The following is a 22,707-nucleotide window of genomic DNA, read 5'->3' as shown; positions in this document are numbered from 1 at the left end:
GCTACCCTTGGGTCTGACCTCGATTGCTCCGTGAACCGGCCGCTGCATGTTCACCTACGTCCTTCGCCGACTCGCGCTGATCGTGCCGACACTCTTCGGCATCCTGTTGCTCAATTTCGTGATCATCCAGTTCGCACCCGGTGGCCCGGTCGAGCAGGTGCTTGCCGAGTTGCAGGGCCAGGCGGCGGGCGCCACGGCGCGGGTCAGCGGTGGCGACGGCGGCGCCGCAGCCAGCGCCACGGCAAACAGCCAGTACCGTGGCGCGGACGGGCTGCGCCCGGACATCATTGCCGAGATCGAGAAGCAGTACGGCTTCGACAAGCCCGCGTACGAACGCTTCGCCATCATGGTTCGCGACTACCTGCGCTTCGATTTCGGCGAAAGCTACTACCGCGACATCGCCGTGGTCGATCTGGTGATCGAGAAACTGCCGGTGTCGGTGTCGCTCGGCCTCTGGACCACATTGCTGACCTACCTCATTTCGATTCCGCTCGGCATCGCCAAGGCTGTGCGCGACGGCAGCCGGTTTGACAGTTGGACCAGCTTCGCCGTGGTTGTCGGCAATGCGATTCCGGGTTTTCTGTTTGCGGTGCTGTTGATCGTGTTCTTCGCCGGCGGCCGCTACTGGGACCTGTTCCCGCTGCGCGGGCTGACATCGGACAACTTCGACGAGCTCAGCACACTGCAGCAGATCGGCGACTATTTCTGGCACCTGGTGTTGCCTGTCACCTCGATGGTCATCGGCGGCTTCGCCGGCCTCACCTTGCTCACGAAGAACGCGTTTCTCGATCAGATTCGCCTGCAGTACGTGGAGACCGCGCGTGCCAAGGGCCTGAGCGACCGACGCGTGCTCTACGGCCACGTGTTCCGCAACGCCATGCTGATCGTGATTGCCGGTTTCCCGAGCGCGTTCATCGGCATCCTGTTTACCTCGAGTCTGTTGATCGAGGTGATCTTCTCGCTCGATGGCTTGGGCCTGCTCGGATTCGAGGCCGCGATCGAACGTGACTACCCCGTGATCTTCGCTACCTTGTATATCTTCACCTTGCTCGCGCTGGTGATGCAGCTCGTCGGTGATCTGGTGTACCACTGGGTCGACCCGCGCATCGACTTCGAGGCGCGCGGCTGATGCGCGCCGCCTACCAGCGGTGGCGGCGAGACCCGATCACGGCCCGTCGTCTGGACGTGTTCGCTGCCAACGCGCGGGGACGGTGGTCCCTTCGACTCTTTTTCGCGTTGTTCGTGGTCTCGCTCTGCGCTGAACTGGTGGCCAACGACAAACCCCTTCTGGTGCGCTTCGACGGGGAGTACCTGGCCCCGGCGTTCCGCTTCTACACCGAGACGCGCTTTGGCGGTGAGTTCGAGGCCGAGGCGGATTACCGCGACCCCTACGTGGTGGAGCTGATCGAGGCCAAAGGCTGGATGCTGTTTGCCCCGATTCCGTTCAGCTACGACACCATCGACTACGAAAACCCGGGATCACCGCCGACCGCGCCCTCGGCTCGACACTGGCTCGGCACCGACGACCAGGGGCGCGACGTCCTGGCGCGGGTGATCTACGGCTTTCGCATCTCGGTGCTCTTCGGCCTCGCCCTGACCCTGGCGAGTTCGCTGATCGGGGTGGGAATCGGCGCGGTGCAGGGGTACTTCGGCGGTCGCGTGGACCTCTACGGGCAGCGTCTGGTGGAGATCTGGCAAGGCATGCCACAGCTCTACATGTTGATCATCATGGCCGCCGTGATCCAACCCGGGTTCTGGTCGCTGTTGATCATCATGACGTTGTTCGCCTGGACGCAATTGGTCGGTGTGGTTCGAGCGGAGTTTCTGCGTGTGCGCAATTTCGACTACGTCAAGGCGGCACGCGCACTCGGCGTGCCCGACCGTCTGATCATGTGGCGTCACGTGCTGCCGAACGCGATGGTGGCCACGATGACTTTCATGCCGTTCATTCTGATCGGCTCGATCACCACGTTGACCAGCCTGGATTTCCTCGGTTTCGGCCTGCCGCCCGGGTCTGCGTCGCTCGGCGAGTTGCTCAACCAGGGCAAGAACAACCTGCAGGCTCCGTGGCTCGGTATCACGGGTTTCGTCACCATCGCGTTGATGCTGTCGCTCCTCGTCTTCGTCGGCGAGGCCGTCCGCGATGCCTTCGATCCCCGCAAGGTGACGCTGTGAGCCGCGTGCTTGAGATCGCCGGCCTGTCGGTGTCGTTCGCGACCCACGGTGGGCCGGTCGAGGCGGTGCGCGGGGTTGACCTGTCGATTGCCGAGGGCGAAACCGTCGCCTTCGTGGGCGAGAGCGGCTCGGGCAAATCCGTGACTGCACGTGCTGTGTTGCAACTGCTGCCCGAGTCAGCGCAGGTGCGATGCGAGCGCATGCGGTTCGAAGGCATGCCCATCGGCGGACTGCAGGGCGAAGCGCTGCAGCAGCTTCGGGGCGGGGGGATCGGCATGGTGTTCCAGGAGCCGATGACCGCGTTGAATCCGTTGCACACGGTGGAAAAACAGGTTGCTGAAACGCTGGTGCTACACCAGCGCCTGAGTGCACGGCGCGCGCGTGCGCGCACGCTCGAGTTGCTCGACCGCGTGGGGATCGAGAATGCATCCGAGCGACTCGGCAGCTACCCGCATGAACTGTCGGGGGGCCAGCGACAACGGGTGATGATCGCCATGGCACTGGCCAACACACCGCGCTTGCTGATCGCTGATGAGCCGACGACGGCCCTCGACGTGACGGTCGAATCGCAGATTCTCGAGTTGCTGCGGTCACTGCAAGCCGAGCTCGGCATGGCCATCCTGTTGATCAGCCACGACCTTGGTGTGGTGCGGCACATGGCGGCGAAAACCGCCGTGATGCGCGACGGGACCATTGTCGAGCACGGTGACACGGTTGCGGTGTTCGGTTCGCCGCAACACGCCTACACGCGACACCTCGTCGACGCCGAGCCCTCGGGATCGCCTGCCCCGGTGCCGATTGACGCCGAACCGGTGCTGAGTTGCGAGCGCATGAACACCCGCTTCGTGCTTCGGCGTTCGTTGCTCGGTCGACCGCGCGCCAGCCTGCAGGCGGTTGACCAGGTCAGTTTGCAGGTCAGGCAGGGCGAGACGCTCGGAATTGTCGGCGAAAGCGGGTCGGGCAAGAGCACGCTGGCGCAGTGCCTGCTGCGCCTGGTGCCGTTTCAATCAGGTCGTGTGCTGTTCGAGGGCGAGGCCATCGAATCGCGGTCGCAGTCGGCACTGAGACCGCTTCGCCAGCGCATGCAAATGGTGTTTCAGGACCCCTTCGGCGCATTGAGCCCGCGCATGAGCGTGGCCCAGATCGTGGGCGAGGGCCTCGCCGTGCACGCGGCCGCTCTCGACCCGGACGCACGTGACGCCCGGGTCGCCGAGGCCCTGACCGAAGTCGAGCTCGACCCGGCCGTGCGCGACCGATACCCGCACGAGTTCTCCGGTGGTCAACGTCAGCGCATCGCGATTGCGCGGGCGTTGGTCCTGCAGCCGCACCTGCTGGTGCTCGACGAGCCGACGTCGGCACTCGACCGCTCTGTGCAGGCGCAGGTGCTTGAACTCCTGCGTGCATTGCAACAGCGGCACAACCTCGCCTATCTCTTCATCAGCCACGACCTCAAGGTCGTGCGCGCGATCAGCCACCGCGTCCTGGTCATGCGAGCGGGGCGTGTCGTCGAGCAGGGCGACACCGAAACCATTTTCACGCGGCCTGTCGAAGCCTACACGCAGCGTCTGCTCGCCGCCGCCACCGAGCGGGACCGTGCCGTGGCGGACGTGAGCGTCTAGCCGTGGCCGCGCAAAAACCCGAGATCACCGCCGTCACGGAGATCGCGCGCAGCCGGTTGTTCAGCCTCGAGACGGTTGACCTCCTGTTTTCCAACGGCAACCGCGCACAGTACGAGCGCGCCCGCAGTCAGTTGGTCGGTGGTGTCATCGTGGTGCCCATCCTCGACGACGGGCGCGTGTTGCTGATTCGTGAATACCAGGTGGGCCCGGACGCCTACGAGTTGGTGTTGCCCAAGGGCGGCATCGAGCCCGGTGAAACGGCGTTGGCGGCGGCCAACCGCGAACTCATGGAGGAGGTCGGCTTTGCTGCGCACACGCTGACACTCCTGAAGATCATGAGCCTGGCGCCGGCCATGATGAGCCACCGCACCCACATGGTGATGGCGACCGACCTGTACCCCGCGAGCGCCGAGGGCGATGAGCACGAGCCGCTCGAGGTGGTGCCCTGGCCACTCGACGACTGGCCCGCGCTGGCGGCGCGCGACGATTTCACCGAGGCGCGCAGCCTGGCCGCGCTGGTGTTGGCGCAGCGTCGCTGGTCTGGGCGGTAATGGGCGAGGCCGCAACGGCGGTCCGGGCGGCAGGGCAGTCGCTCAGAGCGGCGAGACCGGCCCCTTGGCCGAGACCCGCGAGCGCATGGCAACCGCGGACTGCACGTAGCTGTTGGCCGCCAGCGGCACGAAAATCAGCAGCCCGCCCAACACCCAGCACAGGCAGGTGAAGAACCCGCGCATGTAGGCCTCACGCATGAGGTACTCCAGGCCCTCGGGGGCCGTCATCGAGGGCACGAAGGCGGTGTGTGCCCAGGTGTCGACCCACCATTGCAGGTTGGCGTCGAAGTGTTTGAACAGACCCCAGGTGATGGCCACGCCGATGAGCGAGGCAAAGAAACGCGACGCGGACAGCGGCAAGAACAGTGTCAACACGTACGCACCCATCAGCACCACCGGGAAGTGGGCGTACAGGTTGAACAGTTTGAGGGCGTGTTGTTCCATGGCGGCCGGCTGACAAAGTCGGCCCGCCTGACACGGTGTCAGGCCTCCGACAGGTCGATCATGAGGTCGTGTGCCAGCGATTCGATTTCGGCACGCGCCTGTTCCAGCTGGTCTCGGTGGTCGCAGGACACATCGATTTCGGCACGGAACAACGGACCGGATGCCATCGGGGCATCGTCGACGTCGCTTTGCAGCTCCTCCACATTGACCCCATGCAAGGCGAGTGCCTGGCTGATCGCGGCGATGATTCCGGGTCGGTCGTTGGCGACCACGGCCAGGTGGGCGCGCTCCCGGGCCCGTTCCGGCTCGGCTGCGGGCGGCGCAGCCGCGTGCAGGTTGACGCTGAGACCCGTTTCACCGAGGGCATCGAGCGCCGCCGAAAGCGCTTCGCGACGCTCGCTCGGCAGTCGGATCTCGACAACCCCTGCAAAACACCCACCGAGGTGAGCCAGGCGACTGCGGTGCCAACTGCCACCGAGTTCGGAGACCCGGTCGGCGACGGTGCGCACGAGACCCGGCCTGTCGGATCCGGCCAGGGTCAACAGGACGTGGTCGATCATGGCGTTCCCTCCGGTTGCGGAGGGCGATTGTGACCCGAGCGCTCGGGCGGTGCCAGCCTTCCGTGGTGTCCCGGCAGGGTGCCGACACCGTGAGGGCCCAGCCGATGGGCCGTGCGCGCCGACTCGGGCGTCAGCGTGGTTGGCAGCGCGGGATCGGCAGGGTGTGGATCAGCCGATCTTGATCTCGGCGGTCGAGTTGAGGCCGTTCGTCTCTTCGAGCATCGCGTCGAGTGTCGGAATCAGCTTCGACAGGTCGGCCTTGGACAGCTGTGCATCCGCACCCACCTGGTAGCCCTTGTGCAGCGAATCCTGGCTGACGATGGAGCTGAACAGGATGACCGGCATGTTGCGCATGGCCGGGGTTTCCTTGATCTTGCGGGTCAGGGTGAAGCCGTCCATCTGCGGCATTTCGATGTCGCTGATCAGGATGTTCGGCAGCATTCTGGTCTCGGCGGCCTGGCAGACCGAGCGCCAGGCTTCCTCGCCGTTGTTGAACATCGTGATCTGGCCGACGCCGGAATCCTCGAGGATCATGTAGAGCGACTTGCGCACGACGGAGCTGTCGTCGACCACGTAGACGCTCAGGTTCTCGCGTTCTTTGCAGTGAGCCACTTTCTCGGCCTCTTGTTCACCCCACTGGCGCCCGACGATCTCACCCTGGATCGCTTCGAAGTCGAGCATTGGTACGATGCGGTCGGTCAACTGCAGGATGCCGGTGATGGCACCCTCGGACACCAGGCCGTCTGCCGGGGGCACGATCTGGTCCCAGCTCACCCGTTCGATATGGTCAGCGGAGTCGACGAGAAACGCCGTCTTCTTCTCGTTGAAGGCCGTGATGATGACCGTGTTGCCACCGTCCAGCCGGCCCTCGTCGGGGTTGAGGTGGTAGGCGAGGTCGACCAGTGCGATGTTCTCGTCACGCAGGCGGAACACCCCGATGACCGAGTTCGAGCTGCCGGGCAAGGCTCGGGTCACGGGCGGGGTAATCAGTTCGTGTATCTTCGCGACGTTGACGCCGTATTCCTGTCCCTTGAGGCGGAAGATCAGGGCCTCCATTTCATTGGTGCCCGAGTCCAGCAGAATCTCTTTTTTGTCGCTCACGTTGGGGTCCTCCTCGACCGCATCTGTCGCCGTGCACGGTGCGTGTGCACGCAAAGCAGCCCGGCGCAACGGCCCGATGCTGCGGTGCTTTGTGTACTAGCGGCATCAGGTGCCAATTACCTGAGCACTGGCTGCCTCGGGCCCATCGATGCGTGGGCCGGGGCGTTGGCAGGCAGCGCTGTCGCGGGAAAACGGGACGAGCGGGTGCGGCGGCGCGCCGCGTCAGGACGCGCGCGTCATCAGCGCGTTGAGGCTCGTGGCGTCCGGTGTGATGGTTGGGAGCCGGCGGATTTCGTCCGGGTTGAACTGGCCGCGGTTGACCCCCTCGACCGTCGTGTAAATCTGCGTGAACCCGAACGACTTGACCGTCTCCAGGGCCGATTCCGAAAAGTCTTCCCAGCGGCCATTGGGCCAGGCGAAGGTGGTGGGCCGTTCGCCCAGGCCGCGTTCGAGGTGCTCGCAGTTGCGTTGCATGTCGGCCTGGAATTCGGCAGGTGACATGCGCGCGACGATCGGGTGCGTGTGGGTGTGTGCGCCGTACTCGATGAACGGTCGTGTGCTGTTGATCTGGCTCCAGGTCATCATCTGCCGTTCGACGTGTGTGTCGACGCCCAATGAATCCAGTGTGGTGCGTATGGTGTCCAGGATCACGCGGCGCTCGTCGTCGGGCATCGACTTCAGCACTTGGCGGTTCTTGATGATCAGGTCGCCGTACTGAGGCTTGAACAGGTCGGCCAGCGCCCCGTAGGCACCCGCAGCGCGCGCCCGGTTGATCCAGCATTGGAGCCGTTCGGGCCAGATCGTCCCACCGTCGGACACCGCTTCGGTGGGCAGAAAGACCAGCGCCGGTACATTGAACTCCCGCAGGATCGGGTAGGCGTTGGCGTAGAAGTCGGTGTAGCCGTCATCGAAGGTCAACAGCACTGCAGGCCGCTTGGACCGCGTCTGGTGCTTCGGGTCGGCGAGCTCGTGTGGCCGAATCGGGGTGTACCGTGTCGCGAGCCAGGCGACGTGGTCGCGAAACACATCGATGTTCAGGCCCTCGAACTCGCTGCCCAGGCGGCCGATTCGGTGGTACATCAGCACACGCACTCCGGGCGCGCGCAGGAACGGCAACACCGTGTTGTGCACGACCGGCTGTGTCAGCAGTGTTTTGATGACCTTCGGGGTGATCACGGAGCTAGTGTTTCCGTTCGAATGGCACGCCGGCGTACCAGCTGCGAATCCAATTCGACAGTGTATTACGGTCGCTCTTCAAGACAAGGGTGTGGTCCGCCTCCTTGAGGTAGGCCTCGCGGACCCGCAGGTTGTCACGCGCATCCGGGAACATGTCGAAGAACTGCCCCTTGTAGGTGTAGTCCTCGTGTTCGCTGCCGGTGTAGATGAACAACAGCTGAGTGCCCTGACGGGTCAGGCTGTTGATATTGTCCGCGGTTTCTGTCTGGGGCGGAATGTAGCGGTAGTCGTCGTCCAGGCTGTTGGACGCGGCGGCGTAGGCGTCGGTCGGCGCTCGGCCCATGAGCTTGTTGTAGCGGTTCTGCCATTTTTGCCACATGAACAGCCGTGGCACGAAGAAATTCCACGCGCGGTACCAGTGAAACTGACCGGCGCGGTAGGCGTAGCCGTTGAGCATGACAGCGCCGGCGACGCGGCTGTCCTGTTGCGCGGTGGCCAGGGCATCGTCGGCGCCGGAGCACAGGCCGATCAACACGAATTGGCTGTGGCCGTACTCGCGTTGCAGGTGATTCATCGCCGAGCGCACGTCCTCGACCGAGCGCTGCGCGTAGCTCGATCCGCTGCTGCGTGTTTCGCTGTCACCGACACCGGCGAGGTCGAAGCGCAGGCTGGCTGCACCGACCTCGGCGAGGTCTCGGGCCATCTCCACGTAGAAGCGGTGCGGACCGACGTGGTGCAGCAGACCGGCGGTCAGAAACAGCGCACAAGGCAGGATGACGTCGCCACACACCGGCGGTGTGTACACGCCGTTGAGCCGTGCATCCGACCCGAAAGTGCACGTGTGTTCGAGGCCGTGCGGCGTCGTGGTGCGTGCGATCTCAGGCTGCATGGTCACGTTGCTCCGTCTCGTGGCCGGGTGCAGCGGGGACGTCGATCAGTTCGGCGACCAGGCGTGCCGTGTGGTTGAGCTGCATGTCGGCGTTGGTCTTGCGGTGGTGGTACCACACGTTGTCGTCGTCCGTGGTGTGGAGCCCGTAGCCGACCAGACCGTCGGTCGCTGAGCCCGCCGGCAGGATGAGGCTCTCGGTGCCGCGGCCATCGGCGCCGGCCGCGCGCGGTCGGAACCGTGCGGTCTGCAACGCAGTGTGCAGTGCCTCACCCATCTCCAGGCCGGAGTACTCGCGCAGCCGGGCCGGCCTGACCGCCCGCGGTCGCAGGAAGCGGTAGGTGTCTGCAAGGATGTCGTGTTGCAGGCGTTCCTGACCGGCCAGCCAGTCGGCGCCATTGAGCACCGGCTCGCAGTAGACGGTGTGCCGAATCGGCAGCGAGTCAAAGTCCACATGCGAGGCCAGCAGTGCGCCGACGCGAAAGGCGACGATGTCAATCTGGTTGCAGTGCTCTGCCAGTGCCTGTGCGCTGTCGACAAGGTCGGCGTACCAGGGGTCGAGAGAGGCGAGGTCAGCGGCGTCACCGCTGGAGTTTCCGGTGCCGGTCCAGTCAAAGCGCATCAGGGTGTAACCGGCGCGCGAAAAGTGCTGCATGACGTTACGAAGCGGGCGCTGAATGCGCCGTTGCTCGTTGCCAAGCGGCGGCACCAACAACACGCCATGGCGCCGATTGGTGTTGGGCTTGGATTTTTGCAGGACGGAGTAGAGCTGCCGCCCGTTCGTGTTGATGAAAGCCGAGACTGGCGACGGGACGATGCGTGGCACCGATTTCCCGTCGAGTTGCCCGGCCATCATCTTGATGGTTTCGAGATAGAAGAAATCGCGCGACGACAGCGTCTTGCCGAGAGCAGACTGCATCTTCGCGATCACCCGCGTTGCGGTCAGTGAGTCGCCACCGAGGGCAAAGAAACTGTCCTCGACGCCGATATCGGGCACGTCCAGGACCGCCTGCCAGATGGTTTGCAATGCCGACTCGGTGGCGTTGATCGGGGCAACGTAGTCAGCGCGTTTCGGCGAGCGTGCAGTCGCCGGGTCGGGCAGTCTTGCGCGGTCGACCTTGCCGTTGACGGTTTTCTCGAAGCGCGCGAGGGTGACGAAGTGGTTCGGCACCATGTAGTCGGGCAAGGCGTGCCGCAGGTTGATGGCCAGCGTGTCGAGATCCAGCGACACCGGACCCGTTGCCACGTAGGCTAACAGGCGGTTGCGGCCGTCAACCGACAGCGGCACAACCAGCGATTCGAGCACGCCCGGTTGGGCGTTCAGCGTGTTTTCGATTTCCCCCGGTTCGACGCGGTAGGAGCCGACCTTGATTTGATGATCGATGCGACCGGCGAATGCGATGTCACCGCTCGGCAGCCAGCGGGCCAGGTCGCCGGTGCGATACAACGGCAATTCGGGCCTGTGCGGATGGCGAACGAAGGCGGCCTGTGTCTGCTCGCTCTTGTTCAGGTACCCGTCCGCCAGAGCCGGTCCACCGATCAGCAGCTCGCCGGTTTCGCCGGGTGTCACGTCGTGGCCAGCGGCGTCGAGGATGTACGCGCTGTAGCCGGGCAGCGGCTTGCCGATCGGCAGGTCGCTGCCGTCCCAATCGGCCCCCGGCACGAACGCCGTGGCCGACACGGTGGTCTCAGTGGGCCCGTAGGCGTTGACCCAGAGCGTGTCGTGGTCGCTCAGGCTCCGCCAGCGTTTGTAGTGCTCGACCGACACCTTCTCACCGGTGACCACCATCAGGCGGACCGAGGCCGGCACCCGCTGGGCGAAAGCGGCCATCAGGTCAACCCACTCGTGCCAGTAGCCGGTCGCGATGTGCAGGCAGCTGATGGCGTGGGTCTCGACGATTTCACTGAGCTCGACGTGCGCCTCACTGCGCTCGCTCGGTCGCATGACAACGGTGCCGCCAGTGCACAGCGGTGGAAAGATCTCCTCGATCGCGATGTCGAAGCTCAGCGTCGAGAACTGCAGCGTCCGGTCGCTCGCCTCGAGTGCGTAGACCGTCGCGTCAGCCTTGCAGTAACTGATCAGTGCACGGTGACTGATCTGCACGCCCTTTGGCTGGCCGGTGGAGCCGGAGGTGTACATCACGTACGCGCGGGCGTCCGGGTCGGTGTCGGTGGCGTGGTGTGCGTCGGAGAACCGGATGCCGTCGTCGAGCAACACGACCGCGGGCAAGCCGACGGCGGCTACCGTCTTGTGCGTATCCTCGGTGCACAACACCGAGGAGACGCCCGCATCGTCCACCATGTAGCGGGTCCTGTCCTCGGGATTCTGCGGGTCGAGGGGCACAAAGACGGCTTGCACTTTCAGGCAGGCCAGCATGGCGGCAACGGCGTGCAGCGAATGCGACAGACAGAGGCCCACGGTGTGGTTTTCGCCAACGCCGAGCTCGGTGAGGCGAACGGCAATGTCGGCGGCGTAGCGATCCAGCTCGCTGTAGCTCAGTGCACGCCCGTCGTGCTCGACGGCCGGCTTGGCGCCGTCCAGCGCGACGCGCCGCGCGAACGCGGCAAGAACCGTGTCATCAACGATGCCGTGTTGATGGGCCGGACCAGTCACGGTATGGCAACCCGCTTGTCGTCGTGGATGGGCGCACACTGTTGCAGCGCGTATTCGAGGATCTCGAGTCCGCGCGCGAGCGTGTCGTGTTCGATGGTCAGCGGCGCAAGGAATTTCAGCACGTTCCCCTCGGCGCCAGCCGTTTCAATGATCAGGCCGTGTTCGAAACACGCCTGCGTCACCGCGTCCGCCGCGGCCTGGCTGGGCAGACACAGACCCCAGATCATCCCGCGGCCCCGCGCCGGAGGCAGGTCGTGCTGTTGGGCCAGGGCGTTCAGGCGGGTCTCCACCGAGGTGGCGTTGCGCTTGAGCTGGTGTGCAAAGGTGTCTTCGCGCCACAGAGGCAGCGCGGCGCTCGCGGCGACGAAGGCCAATTGGTTACCGCGGAAGGTGCCTGTGTGCTCGCCCGGCTGCCACACGTCGAGGGCCGGATCGATCAGCACGACCGACATCGGCAGGCCGCCGCCGATCGCCTTCGACAGGCAGACGATGTCCGGTCGGATGCCCGCGGACTCGAAGCTGAAGAAGGTCCCGGTGCGGCCGTTGCCAACCTGGATGTCGTCGATGATCAGTGCGATGTCGAAGTCGTTGCACAGGGCGCGGATGGCCCGCAACCAATCGTCGGAAGCCACGTTGATCCCGCCTTCGGCCTGGATCGTCTCCAGCACGATCGCAGCCGGGATCGGCAGGCCGCTGCTGCCGTCCTGCAACAGCGCACGCAGTTGCGCCGCAGTGTCTGTCCCCGGTCCGAAGTAGCCGTCAAAGGGCAGGTGGCTGACGTTGTTGTGCGAACCGTAGTGCTCGTTGTGGTACCGGCGGTTACCGGTCAGAGCCAGGGCACCGAGGCTGTGGCCGTGGTAGGCGTTCGTGAACGCCACCACGTGCGAGCGCGACTTGGCCTTGCGCGCCACCTTGATGGCGGCCTCGATCGCGTTGGTCCCGGTCGGTCCGGTGAACTGCAAGCGGTAGTCGAGCTGGCGGGGCCGAAGAATGACCGATTCGAAGGTCTCGAGAAAGCGGATCTTGGCGCTTGTGGCGAGGTCGAGCCCGTGCAACACACCGTCCTGCTGGATATGGTCGAGCAGAGCGGCCTTGATGCGCGGGTGATTGTGGCCGTAGTTGAGCGTTCCGGCACCGGCAAAGAAATCAATGTACTGCCGGCCCTGCTCGTCCCACAGGTGGGCGTTGCGCGATTGCGTGAACACGGTCGGAAAGGACCTCACGTACCCCCTGACCTCGGACTCTAAGCGAGCAATGCTCTCCATACTGGCTCCGCACTGTTGTGGCTGTTGAGAAATGCACTGCGAAGCTCGGTTCCACGCAGACAATGGGGCTAGCGGCACCGTCCGCGATGGTATTGAGCTTGTAAGGCGTATTTTGAGAACGGGATCACACACCGGGCGGCGTGCGCCTCGAGCCGCTCGCAAAGCGGCCCCGGTGAAACCGGCGCTAGGCGGCGCCGAGACGGCCTCTGAGGTAGCCGATGAAGTCCGATCGGAGCTGCCCGCTGAGGGTGAGCAGCACGACCACGTAGGTCAGCGTGGACACCGTGCCGACGGCAAACAGATCACCGAGTCCGTACCCCTGCTGGACCGACGTCGCGGCGAGCAAGGCGGCCAGGGCCGCGATCAGGCACACGCCCACGGTGGCCAGGGGTGGGGCAACCGGCAGGGTCCTGTAGCCCTCTCGGTAGACGCCAAGGCACTGAATCGACAAGGCAACGAAGGTGGATATACCGGCCGCGATCAGGCCGAAAACCGGCACCAGCAGCACGTTCAGGGTGATGTTGACCACGAAAGCCACGGCGCCCCATCGGACCAGGGCGCGTGTGCGTTTGTCGATGTAGATCCCGGCGGCCGCGATCGACACGGAGCCGAGCGCGACAAAACCGGCTGCGAACCAGATGATGACCACCACGCCGGGCTCGTAGCGCTCACCGGCGAGCAGGATCAGCAGCACAGGCGCCGTGGCCGAGAACACGGCGAAGATGCCCAGTGCGACCGCGAAGTAGTAGCGCAGGGTCGTGTTCAGGAAGGCGAGGGTGGCCTCGCGACCGCGCTCTTCGAACAGCTTGACGTAGTGCGGCACGATCGCGCTCTGAAGCGAGAGGATCAGCACGAACTCGAGGTACAGGCAGATGTTCACAGCAGCCGAGTAGTGGCCGAGTTCGACGCTGCCGAGATACGCCTGCACCACGTAGCGGTCGCCGGTCTCCAACAGCACGGTGATCAGTTCGGCCGTCATCGCCGGCAGGCCGAAGGCGATCAGTGGCTTCATCTTCGACCGCGAGAGGTGCGGTTGCGCATCGCGCAAGTACTGTCGGCCGAGGTACAACACCAGCAGCAGCGTGATGAGTTCGACGACCACGGTCGAGGCCATCACCTTCTCGCTGCTGACGCCGAGCGCGGTGACAATCAGGACAATGAAACTGAGCTTCAGGGCTTTTTCAATGATCGTGAGCGTGCCCAGCACACCGCTGCGCTGATCGGCCTTGAGCACGCTGCTGGCAATGCTGAACACCACCTTGATTGGCACCAGGGCGGCCGCGACGTAGAACAGCGGCACGGCTGTCTGGCCATCGGGCAGCAGCGGCACCACGAATGCGGTGTACAGCAACCACAGCACCAGGCTCGCGCCAGCCAACAACAGGGTGGCCCCGGCCATGGTGCCCATGAGGTCGGCGAGCTGCCGTTCGCCCTGCGCGCGCGCCTCGCCGAAAAAGCGCAGCATCGCCGTCTGCATGCCGAGTTTGCCGATGCCGATGAAGACCGTCACCGTGACCGACACCAGCCCGAGCCAGCCGTAGGCGTCGACGCTCAGGTTGCGGGTCAGCAACGGGAAGGTGACCAACCCGATCAGGCTGCCGATCAACCCCGCTGAGGCGTAGTTTCTGAAGTGCTTTAACACAGCTTGTTTGGCGGCCTTCTACATCAGCTCGTTCGATGCGGGCCAACGCGGCCGCGAACTGCCGGCGTGCTTGCCCTGGGAAAATTGTACAACTTGGTTTTGCCCGGACCCTGCCTGACTCAAGCTGCGTCAGTATAGCCCTCGTGCCCCGGCAAGTTGTCTGACACGTGGGAAATACACGCGCCGGTCAACTGCTGATGTATCGGAAGCGCGACAATACGGGCGAATTTGTCCCACTCGGGGCGCGGCGTGAGCCCGGCGACCTCGAGCAACGGGCGCGGCCAGCTGCGCGCTTCGATGTCGAGCTCGGCAAGCCCAGTAACGACGCTTTCGGGCGCGTCAGTCAATACGGGAAAGTACAAGGGGTTGACCCCGTCTGGCAGTTCGTCGACGAGTGGCTCGAACCGGTCGTGGTGGCGCAGGCAGTCGAGCCAGCGCGCAAAATGCGCGCGACGGGCGTCCACGATCTCGTTTGCGTTGGCCCGCTCGAGCGCAGCGCGGGCCACGGCCGAGACGCTGAACGGCGGCTTGGGTGAGTGGGCTTCCGCCGCCGTTGGTGTCACACACCAGGGATTCGACTCGCCGGGCCAGAGGGCGTTGACGGTGGCCTCGATGCGCGCTGCAAGGTGCAGGGCGGTGCTGTGCATCCAGCGTGGGCCAGTGTGTTCCGGAACGTCAGCACGCAACGCCCGCTCGGCGTAGTGCGCCAGGGTGGGCAGCAGCGAGGGTTCGCGCGTCTCGGTGTCGACCGGCAGTTCGGTGCGTGACACCAACAGGCCGCCTTCGAGCACCGGCAGTACGCGGTGCGGGCTGAACAACGCGTAGTCACCGAACTGGCCGGTGGGCACGCCGTCAACCGATGAAAACATGGACTGTGTGCAGTCCTCGATCAACGCCGCGCCGTGGCGCTGACAAAGCGCGGCGATGGCACGCATCGCCCGTTGCGGCAAGCCGAAGTAGTGCGATACGACTGCCGCCTGGGCGCCGCGGATCAACTTGGCTTCGAAGTCGGCGAGGTCGACTTGCATCTGCGCGTCGACGGCGTAGATGGCGCGTTCGCACGACCGTGCAATCAACGCGTCGAACTGGCGCTCGAACTGCAACACCGGCAGCAGCACGCGGTCGTCCGGCTTCAACGCCAGGACCTCGATCAAGCGGGCCACTGCGGCCTGGTCCGTGAACGTGTCACACCGGTAGGCGGACGGCACGGTCAACGGATAGCGCTCCACCGCGCCGGGCCTGGCCCGCCAGTGAGCCAGGTGTGGCGCGGGGGTCATGGCGACGGAGGGCGTTTCTGGTGGCGTTTTCGCGTGGGCGCGCGTGGGCATGTCCGGACGCTCCGTGGCGTGGCTGGCGTGGGTGGTGCGCTGAGCACACTTCCGAGTGCAGCGGCGGGCGAGCAGAAAAATTCAGGGTCGGCGCGTGCGGGTCGTCGCGGCTCGCCGGTGCAGCCGGCCGGTCAGGTTGCGCGTCGGTTCACCTGCTGGGTGCGCCAGGCCTGCACGCGTTCGAACGCGGTGCGTCGCAGTGTCGGACTCAGCGCCAGCACGGTCAGTGCGTACAGCAGCGTCGCAGCGGTGCCGCGCAGAACCATGTCGGTGAAATGCCCGGCCGCCGGCAGCTGACGGCTCGCAAACAGCGCCAGCAGTGCCGCAAAGACGCTGATGGCGCCCACCGCCAGCGGCGGCTTGACCGGCATCGTGCGGTGCGCTTCCCAGTAGACGCCCAGACACTGCACGTTCATCGACACGAAGGTGGTCACGGCGGCGGCCTGCAGACCCCAGATCGGCACGGTCAGGATGTTGAGGCTGACGTTGGTCACGAAGGCGACCAACACCCATTTCGCGAGTGCTCGCGGGCGCTTGTCGATGTAGATGCCCGCCGCGGCGATCGACACCGACCCGAGCAGCACGAACGCGGCAGCGAACCACGGGATGACGATGACACCCGGCGCGTAGCGCTCGCCCGCGAGCAGCATGATCAACGACGGTGCCGCAGCGCTGAATACCGCGAACACACCGAGCGCCACTGCGGCGTACACCTCGAATGCGCCGTTCAGGAAGCGCAGCGTCTCCGCACGGCCGCGCTCCTCGTAGAGGCGCACGTAGTAGGGCACGATGGCGCTCTGCAAGGCCAGGATCAGCACCCATTCGAGGTACATGCTGATGTTGACGGAGGCCGCGTACTGGCCCAGGGCCTCGCCGCCCATGAAGGCCTGGATGACGTAGCGGTCGCCCACTTCGAGCGCCACGGCCACCATCTCCCCGGCCATGGCCGGCAGGCCGAACGCGACGAGCGGCGTCAGTACGGGAACCGACAGACGCGGGCGCGAACCGCCGAGGTAGTGGCTGCCGCGGCGCATCACCCAGGCCAGGATGACGAGCTCCACCAGGACGGTGGACGCCATGACCCATTCTGCGGTGGCACCGACGGTGTAGATGATCAACACGATCAGCAACAGCTTCGCGGCCTTCTCACTCACGGTCACGGTGCCGAGGAACCCGCTTTTTTCGTCGGCTTTCATGACGCTGGTGGTGATGCTGAAGAGGATCTTGATGGGCACCAGCGCAGCTGCGATGTAGTAGAGGCGTCGCATCATCTCGCCGTCGGGCAGTCCGGGTACGATCCAGGTGCTGTAGATCAGCCAGACGGCGAGCGACAGGACTGACAGCAGAATTGCCAGGCCTGCAATACTGGACAGCAGCGTTGTCAGCGCCTCGGCGCTCTGTGCGCGCGCCTCACTGAAGAAGCGCAGCAGCGCGGACTGAATGCCGAATTTGCCGAAGCTGATGAACACCGTCAGAGTCGCGGACACCAGACCCAGCCAGCCGTACTCCTCGACGCTCAGCGACCGCGTGAGCAAGGGGAAGCTCACCAGGCCGATCAGGCTGCCGATCAGCCCGGCGGACAGGTAGTTGCGGAAGTGCCGGACGACCGCTACCACGCCCGTCGTGCCTCGGGGGTGTCCGACACGTGGGTGTCGGTGTGAACGTCGTTGACTGCCGCATTGGCCGTCTCGCTGACGGCGGCGCGCAGTCGGGCCGCCAGGACGTCGATCTGCTCGGGTGTGAGCTGCTGATGAACCGGCAGGGCAACCGAGCGCGCCTTGAGCGCGACCAGTGCCGGGTGCTCCGCCCACGCGATCGCCGGGTGCAGGTGCGGCCACCAGCGAAACACTTCGACGTCGTCGGCGGCCAGGTTGGCGACGAGCGCGTCGGGGGCGTCGACGAGAATCGGACAGTAGAGCGGGCAGACCCCGTCGGGCAGGGTGTCGAACAGCAGCGACACACCGTCGACGTCGGCCAGCGCACGAGCCCACTGCCGGTAATGCCGTCGACGGGCGGTGACCACACTCGAGGCGTCGACCCGACGCAGCGCCCGCGCGCCGTACCAGGACATCCGACAGGGGTAGAACGGCACCGCTGCCGGGCCCTCGACATCCGCGGTTGCCCAGGCCCAATCGGGTAGGCGGACGAGCCGCCGCAAAGCCTTGATCGCAACCGCGAAGGGCAACAGGGCCGCAATCGCCAGCCGACCGCCGCCGCCTGCGCCGGGCACTGCCCGCGCGGACTGTTGCAGTCCGTACACCACGCGATCAAGTGTGGGCAACAGCGGCGGGCGCCGAGCGGGCCACGCCGGGGTGTCGGCCAGGGCCTGTCGACCCACCACCAGGCCACCGTCGGCCAGCGGCAGGGATTTTCGCGGGCTGAACACCGCGTAGTCGCCGATTTGCCCGACCGGTGCTGCGCCGTCCGTCGAGAAGAGCGCGTGCGCACAATCCTCGATCAAGGCGGCACCGGCGGCATCGCACAGCGCGCGGGCCCGGGCCGTGTCACGTTGCGGAAAGCCGAAGTAGTGCGTGAGCAACACGGCCCGTGTCGGGGTCTCGAGCGCGCGTTCGAGGTCGGCCAGATCGATTTGGAGGTTCGGGTGCACGCGGTAGAATGCCAACACGCAGCCGGCGTGTTCGAAGGGGCCGAGCTCCGAGCCGCACACGTAGGCTGGCAGCAACACGCGGTCGCCCTCGCGCAGCCCGAGCAGTTGCACGACCTGACTGATTGCCACCGTGCCGTTGAAGGTGCACCGTTGCCGGGCTGACTCCACCGTGAACGGGTAGGCCTGCACCGGTGACGGCGCGCCCACGAGGGACGCCACGGTGGGCGTCGGGGTCATCACCACCAGCGATCGGCGAAAATAGCGGGTCAGGGTCTGCAGCACTGTGTTCCAAGCCGGCTCGGTTTTTCTGGCGCGCGGTCGAACCCGGGCGCCGTCTCCTGGTCTCTTCAGCGGCGACGAGGCTGAATAATTCAATTGGGGCGGGTCATCACGGTGGAAGCGGCTTCGGTGTTGAGTTTGCGTGCAGTCTGCTATCGGCACGCCGCGGACACCCCCCTGCTCGAGGGCGTCACGTTGTCCGTCGGGTCGGGCGAGTGTGTCGCCTTGCTCGGGCGCAGCGGTTCCGGCAAATCGACCCTGCTCCAACTCACCGCGGGCTTGCTGCGACCCGACAGCGGTGAGGTTCGGGTTGGTGACACCGCGATGCACACGCTGAACGAGCCCGAGGTCACCCGGGCACGGCGCGATCGGATTGGCTTCGTGTACCAACAGTTCTGCCTGCTGCCGACCCTGACGCTCGTCGAAAACGTGGCCCTGCCGCTGGAGCTGCAGGGCCAGGCGCGCGCGTCGGCGTTGAGGACGGCGCAGGCCCGGCTGGCCGACCTCGGCATCGGCGCGCTGGCCGCGCGGTTTCCCGACCAGGTGTCCGGCGGAGAACAGCAGCGCGCGGGTATTGCCCGGGCACTGGCCTGCAACCCGAACGTGGTGCTGGCGGACGAACCGACCGGTTCACTCGATGTACAAAGTGCCGAGCAGGTGCTCAACGCCGTGTTCGCGATCGCGCGCGGCGAGGCGCGCTGTGTGGTCGTGGCCACGCACAGTGCGGCCGTGGCGGCCCGCGCCGACCGGGTGGTCACGGTGCACGACGGCCACCTGATCGAGGGACTGCCGGCGGGGCAGACCGCGTGGTGAGAGCCTTGTTGCCCCTGGCGTTGGTGCGCAGCAGCTTGCGGTTTTACGCGCAACACCCGTGGCAGGCGTGCCTTGCGTTGGTGTCCGTGGCGCTGGGTGCGGCCATCGTCGTCGCCGTGGGCCTCGCCAACCAGAGTGCACTGCAGGCGTTCGACCAGGCCATCACGGCGCTGAGCCCGAACGCCACACACCGCGTGATCTCGCGTCGTGGCGCGGTGCCGGCGCCGGTACTGACCACGCTGGTGCGCGAACACGGGGTGTCGCGTGTTTGGCCAGAGTTGCAGGTGAGCGGCACGGTCTACCGGGGCGGTCAGCGCGTGGGTGAGATGAGCCTGCACGCCGCCATGCCGTTGTTGCAGCCCTTGCCGGCCGCGGACGGAGGCCGGCAGCCGCTGTCCGCCGATGCCCTGGCGCAGTGGCTGGGCGGGGCGCCGGTTGTGGCGCTCTCCGATGACCTCGCAAAAGCGTTTGGTGTGCAGGTCGGTGACACGTTGGATTTCCGGCTCGGCGACCGGCGCCACGCCTTGCAGGTCGACACCCTGTTCGACGCCCCGGGTCTGGTGCGTGCCGGCATAGCCGACGTGTCGCTGGTGCAGTCCCTGTCAGGCGGTGACGGCAGCTTTGAGGCCGTGTCACTGAGCCTGTCCGACGACCAGGCGCGTACGCTGCAACGCCGCCTTGCACCCGAGTTGCAACTGGTGTCACTCGGTCAGTCACGCGTGCAGTTCGAGAATGTGACCCGCGCCTTTCGAATCAGTGTGCGTGCAATGAGTCTGCTGACCGTGCTGGTGGGCGCCTTCCTCGTCTACAACACGCTCGTGTTTCTGGTGCTGCGGCGGCGTCGGACGTTGGGTGCGGCGCGCCTCATCGGCGCGACCCGGGGACAGCTCTTCGCGCTGCTGCTGTTCGAGGCGGTGGTGCTGGGGATGCTCGGTGCCGTGCTCGGCCTCGTGCTCGGCGTTGCCCTGGCGACAGGCGTGCTCGGCTTGCTCGACCGCGTGTTCGTCGACATCTACCGCGGCGACTCCGCCCCGCGGCTCCTGCTCGCACCGGCCCAGTTTCTGATCGCCTTCGGCGTCACGATGTTCTCGGTGTGCTGTGCCGCGCTGGGCCCGGCGCGTGAAGCGGCCCTCACCGACCCAACCGCGTTGATCCGGCAGGCGTTGCCCGCCACGGCCGAATCGCCGCGGTTTGTCGGGGCTACCCTGCTCGGCCTCGGTTTGATGGGCTGCGGTGCCGCCATCGTCGTGCTCGGGGACGGCATTGTCGGCGCCTACCTCGGGCTCTTCTGCGTGGTGATCGGCTACGGTGCGGTGGTGCCGTCGTTGATCCATGGCCTGCTCATCGTGGTTGCGCCGGCGTTGCGCACGCGCGGCGTGCAGCTTCGACTGATACTGACCACGGTGCGGCAATCGCTCTCGAGGACGGCGCTGGCCGTGTCCGCGCTGGCGCTTGCGTTGGCGGCGGTGATGGGTATTGCAAGCATGGTAGGTGCCTTTCGGGCCAGTGTTGACACCTGGCTCGAACAGACCCTGAGCAGCGACTTGTATGTGACACCGGTGCGGGACGAGGGCGCCCAGCCGGTCGGGCCCGACCAGCAAGCGGCCCTGGCTGCGGTGCCCGGCGTGGCGTCGATCAGCGCGGGTCGGCGCCTGCGTGCGCGCGTCAACGCCTTGGACACGGAGTTGCTGGTGATCCAGCCGGGTGCGCACAGTGTGCGCGGCTTTCCGATGCGCTCGACGGCAACGTCGACGCTGTTCGACGCCTTTGAAGCCGGTGAGGGCGTGTTGGTGTCGGAGCCGCTGGCCCGCCGCTTGAGCCTGAGCCCGGGTGATGCTGTGCGCGTGACCTGGTCACACGGGGACGCCGAATCGCGGGTGCTTGGCGTCTACCGCGACTACAGCAGCAGCCAGGGGGTCATGGCCCTGGGGCACCGCCTGGCGCAGCGCGCGGGCGACGCGCGCGGGTTCAACAGCGTGGGCCTCGCGTTGTCCGACAGTGCCGACAAGGCGGCGGTGTTCGCCGCAACCGAGGCGCTCGCGTCCCGCTTCCGGACGCCGTACAGGGTCACCGACAGCGAGGCCATCCGCACCCAGTCGTTGGCTGTGTTCGACCGCACATTCGCGATCACGGACGTCATCACTCTGCTGGTGACGGTTGTCGCCGTGCTGGGGGTGTTCGGCGCGTTGACCGCCGTCCTGATGGAGCGGCAGGGCGAGTTCGCGATCATGCGAGCCGTTGGCCTGACACCGCGACAGCTCCAGGGTTTGCTGTTCGGCCTCGCTGCGGTGCTCGGCTGTCTGGCGGCGTTGTTCGCCCTGCCGCTGGGGGCGGCATTGGCGTGGGTCCTGACCGACGTGATCAACACCCGCGCGTTCGGCTGGAGTATCGACCTGCACTTTCGTGCGAGCGTCTTTTTCTCTGTCGGTCTGCTCGGACCGCTCGCTGCGATCGCCGCGGCCGTGATGCCGGCCCGGCAGCGCCAAGCGCCACGGCTCGGCACGGTGACACGGGTATGACGCGGAGGTGGTTCATCGCCCTGACTGTCGTGTGCGTGGTGTCGTGTGGCCGGCCTGCCGAGGACGAGGGGGGATTGGCCGTCGAGGGGGTGCTTGGTGGTCAGGCGCAACCGGGCTTCGCTCGCGCCGACCGGTCGCGCGCGTTCCGCTTCCCGGCGGACCACCGCGCACACCCGGGGTTTCAGAACGAGTGGTGGTACATCGTGGGCAACCTGGTCGACCCCGAGGGCCAGGCCTTTGGCTACCAGATCACGTGGTTTCGCAACCAGTTGGCGCCGGAGCCCCCGGCGTCGCGGTCCGACTTTGCCACCAACGCGGTGTGGATGGGCCACGCGGCGCTGACCGACGTCGATGCGGACGCACATCACCACGCCACGCGCTTTTCCCGAGGTGCCGCCGGGTTGGCAGGGCAATTCGACGCGCCGTTCACGGTCGCAATTGGCGATTGGAGCCTGGTGTCCGGCCCCGGTGACGGCGGTTTCCCCTGGCGGCTTCGGGCGGCCGGTGACAGCTTCTCGATCGACGTGACCGTGGCACCGGACAAACCCCTGGTGTTGAACGGCGAGGCGGGGCTCAGCCACAAGGGCGGGGCCGTTGGCAACGCCTCTTACTACTACTCTGCCACCCGCCTGCGCACGTCTGGCAGCGTGACCGTCGACGGCCGGCGTGTGTCTGTCACGGGGTCGTCCTGGCTGGATCGCGAGTGGAGCACGAGCGCCTTGGCCGACGGCACCGTGGGTTGGGACTGGTTTTCGCTGCAACTCGATTCCGGCAGCGATCTGATGTTGTACCAGTTGCGCGAGAGTGGGGGGACAGCCCACCCGGCGAGTTCGGGCACCGTGACCGACGCGCACGGGCAGGCTCGCCATCTCTCGGCGTCGGATTTCGAACTCGAACCGCTCAGACACTGGCGCGCGCCAGACGGACGTGCGTACCCGGTGGCCTGGCGCGTGAGTGTGCCAAGCCTGAAAATAGATGCCGAGGTGGTGGCCCGCGTCGATGCCCAGTGGATGGACACCCTGGTGGTGTACTGGGAAGGGGCCGTCGAGGTCCGTGACCGAGGCGGCAGCCGCGTGGGCCTGGGCTACCTTGAAATGACCGGCTATTGAACCTGCAGAGCTGCCCGC

The 22,707-nt window shown here is 66.0% G+C and carries 18 protein-coding genes; 7 read left to right on the top strand and 11 right to left on the bottom strand.

Annotated features, from left to right (window positions below; genetic code table 11):
• The first annotated feature begins 46 nt into the window (after positions 1-46).
• The 4 genes from AAGA11_00400 to nudE are packed head-to-tail and all read left to right on the top strand — an operon-like array spanning position 47 to position 4,345.
• Positions 47-1,129: a microcin C ABC transporter permease YejB gene (locus tag AAGA11_00400; GenBank protein MEM9601293.1), complete on the top strand. Its 1,083-nt coding sequence runs from the start codon at positions 47-49 to the stop codon at positions 1,127-1,129.
• Positions 1,129-2,175, top strand: coding sequence for an ABC transporter permease (locus AAGA11_00395; GenBank protein ID MEM9601292.1), 1,047 nt, complete (start codon positions 1,129-1,131; stop codon positions 2,173-2,175). Before AAGA11_00400 ends, AAGA11_00395 begins: the two co-directional genes overlap by 1 nt.
• The gene (locus AAGA11_00390) at positions 2,172-3,794 is read left to right on the top strand and encodes an ABC transporter ATP-binding protein (GenBank protein ID MEM9601291.1); all 1,623 of its coding nucleotides are present in this window, start codon (positions 2,172-2,174) and stop codon (positions 3,792-3,794) included. The genes AAGA11_00395 and AAGA11_00390 overlap by 4 nt, the downstream gene beginning before the upstream one ends.
• A 2-nt stretch (positions 3,795-3,796) precedes the next feature.
• The gene (gene nudE, locus AAGA11_00385; GenBank protein MEM9601290.1) at positions 3,797-4,345 is read left to right on the top strand and encodes an ADP compounds hydrolase NudE; all 549 of its coding nucleotides are present in this window, start codon (positions 3,797-3,799) and stop codon (positions 4,343-4,345) included.
• A 42-nt stretch (positions 4,346-4,387) separates the two neighbouring features.
• Here the strand turns inward: nudE and AAGA11_00380 are convergent, their stop codons facing one another.
• The 11 genes from AAGA11_00380 to AAGA11_00330 all read right to left on the bottom strand — a co-directional run bounded on the left by AAGA11_00380 (position 4,388) and on the right by AAGA11_00330 (position 18,251).
• Positions 4,388-4,789 (bottom strand): hypothetical protein, encoded by a 402-nt coding sequence (locus AAGA11_00380; protein MEM9601289.1) that lies wholly within the window; start codon positions 4,787-4,789, stop codon positions 4,388-4,390.
• Positions 4,790-4,827: 38 nt separating this feature from the next.
• Positions 4,828-5,349: an ACT domain-containing protein gene (locus AAGA11_00375; protein MEM9601288.1), complete on the bottom strand. Its 522-nt coding sequence runs from the start codon at positions 5,347-5,349 to the stop codon at positions 4,828-4,830.
• Between the two features lie 168 nt (positions 5,350-5,517).
• The gene (locus AAGA11_00370; protein MEM9601287.1) at positions 5,518-6,450 is read right to left on the bottom strand and encodes a chemotaxis protein; all 933 of its coding nucleotides are present in this window, start codon (positions 6,448-6,450) and stop codon (positions 5,518-5,520) included.
• 222 nt (positions 6,451-6,672) lie between these two features.
• On the bottom strand, positions 6,673-7,626 hold the full coding sequence (locus AAGA11_00365; protein MEM9601286.1) for a polysaccharide deacetylase family protein: 954 nt from the start codon (positions 7,624-7,626) through the stop codon (positions 6,673-6,675).
• 4 nt (positions 7,627-7,630) lie between these two features.
• Positions 7,631-8,515: an alpha/beta fold hydrolase gene (locus tag AAGA11_00360; protein MEM9601285.1), complete on the bottom strand. Its 885-nt coding sequence runs from the start codon at positions 8,513-8,515 to the stop codon at positions 7,631-7,633.
• On the bottom strand, positions 8,505-11,126 hold the full coding sequence (locus AAGA11_00355) for an amino acid adenylation domain-containing protein (protein MEM9601284.1): 2,622 nt from the start codon (positions 11,124-11,126) through the stop codon (positions 8,505-8,507). Before AAGA11_00355 ends, AAGA11_00360 begins: the two co-directional genes overlap by 11 nt.
• Positions 11,123-12,391, bottom strand: a complete 1,269-nt coding sequence (gene ectB, locus AAGA11_00350) for a diaminobutyrate--2-oxoglutarate transaminase (protein ID MEM9601283.1) — start codon at positions 12,389-12,391, stop codon at positions 11,123-11,125. The genes AAGA11_00355 and ectB overlap by 4 nt, the downstream gene beginning before the upstream one ends.
• A 184-nt stretch (positions 12,392-12,575) precedes the next feature.
• Complete coding sequence (locus AAGA11_00345; protein ID MEM9601282.1) at positions 12,576-14,033, bottom strand: oligosaccharide flippase family protein; 1,458 nt, start codon at positions 14,031-14,033, stop codon at positions 12,576-12,578.
• Between the two features lie 119 nt (positions 14,034-14,152).
• The gene (locus AAGA11_00340; protein MEM9601281.1) at positions 14,153-15,361 is read right to left on the bottom strand and encodes a DegT/DnrJ/EryC1/StrS family aminotransferase; all 1,209 of its coding nucleotides are present in this window, start codon (positions 15,359-15,361) and stop codon (positions 14,153-14,155) included.
• 131 nt (positions 15,362-15,492) lie between these two features.
• Positions 15,493-16,977 carry an oligosaccharide flippase family protein gene (locus tag AAGA11_00335; GenBank protein ID MEM9601280.1) on the bottom strand — a complete coding sequence of 495 codons (1,485 nt, stop codon included), beginning with the start codon at positions 16,975-16,977 and terminating at the stop codon, positions 15,493-15,495.
• Positions 16,971-18,251: an aminotransferase class I/II-fold pyridoxal phosphate-dependent enzyme gene (locus AAGA11_00330; protein MEM9601279.1), complete on the bottom strand. Its 1,281-nt coding sequence runs from the start codon at positions 18,249-18,251 to the stop codon at positions 16,971-16,973. Before AAGA11_00330 ends, AAGA11_00335 begins: the two co-directional genes overlap by 7 nt.
• A 126-nt stretch (positions 18,252-18,377) precedes the next feature.
• On the opposite strand from AAGA11_00330, the gene AAGA11_00325 reads away from it, so the two are divergent.
• The 3 genes from AAGA11_00325 to AAGA11_00315 are packed head-to-tail and all read left to right on the top strand — an operon-like array spanning position 18,378 to position 22,689.
• The gene (locus AAGA11_00325) at positions 18,378-19,061 is read left to right on the top strand and encodes an ABC transporter ATP-binding protein (protein MEM9601278.1); all 684 of its coding nucleotides are present in this window, start codon (positions 18,378-18,380) and stop codon (positions 19,059-19,061) included.
• Positions 19,055-21,580 carry an FtsX-like permease family protein gene (locus tag AAGA11_00320; GenBank protein ID MEM9601277.1) on the top strand — a complete coding sequence of 842 codons (2,526 nt, stop codon included), beginning with the start codon at positions 19,055-19,057 and terminating at the stop codon, positions 21,578-21,580. Before AAGA11_00325 ends, AAGA11_00320 begins: the two co-directional genes overlap by 7 nt.
• Positions 21,577-22,689: a lipocalin-like domain-containing protein gene (locus tag AAGA11_00315; protein ID MEM9601276.1), complete on the top strand. Its 1,113-nt coding sequence runs from the start codon at positions 21,577-21,579 to the stop codon at positions 22,687-22,689. The genes AAGA11_00320 and AAGA11_00315 overlap by 4 nt, the downstream gene beginning before the upstream one ends.
• Positions 22,690-22,707 lie beyond the last annotated feature (18 nt).

The organism is Pseudomonadota bacterium (genome assembly GCA_039196715.1).
Taxonomy (GTDB): domain Bacteria; phylum Pseudomonadota; class Gammaproteobacteria; order CALCKW01; family CALCKW01; genus CALCKW01.
The sequence above is the reverse complement of the archived record's forward strand: the minus strand, read 5'-3'. Positions and strand labels throughout refer to the sequence as shown.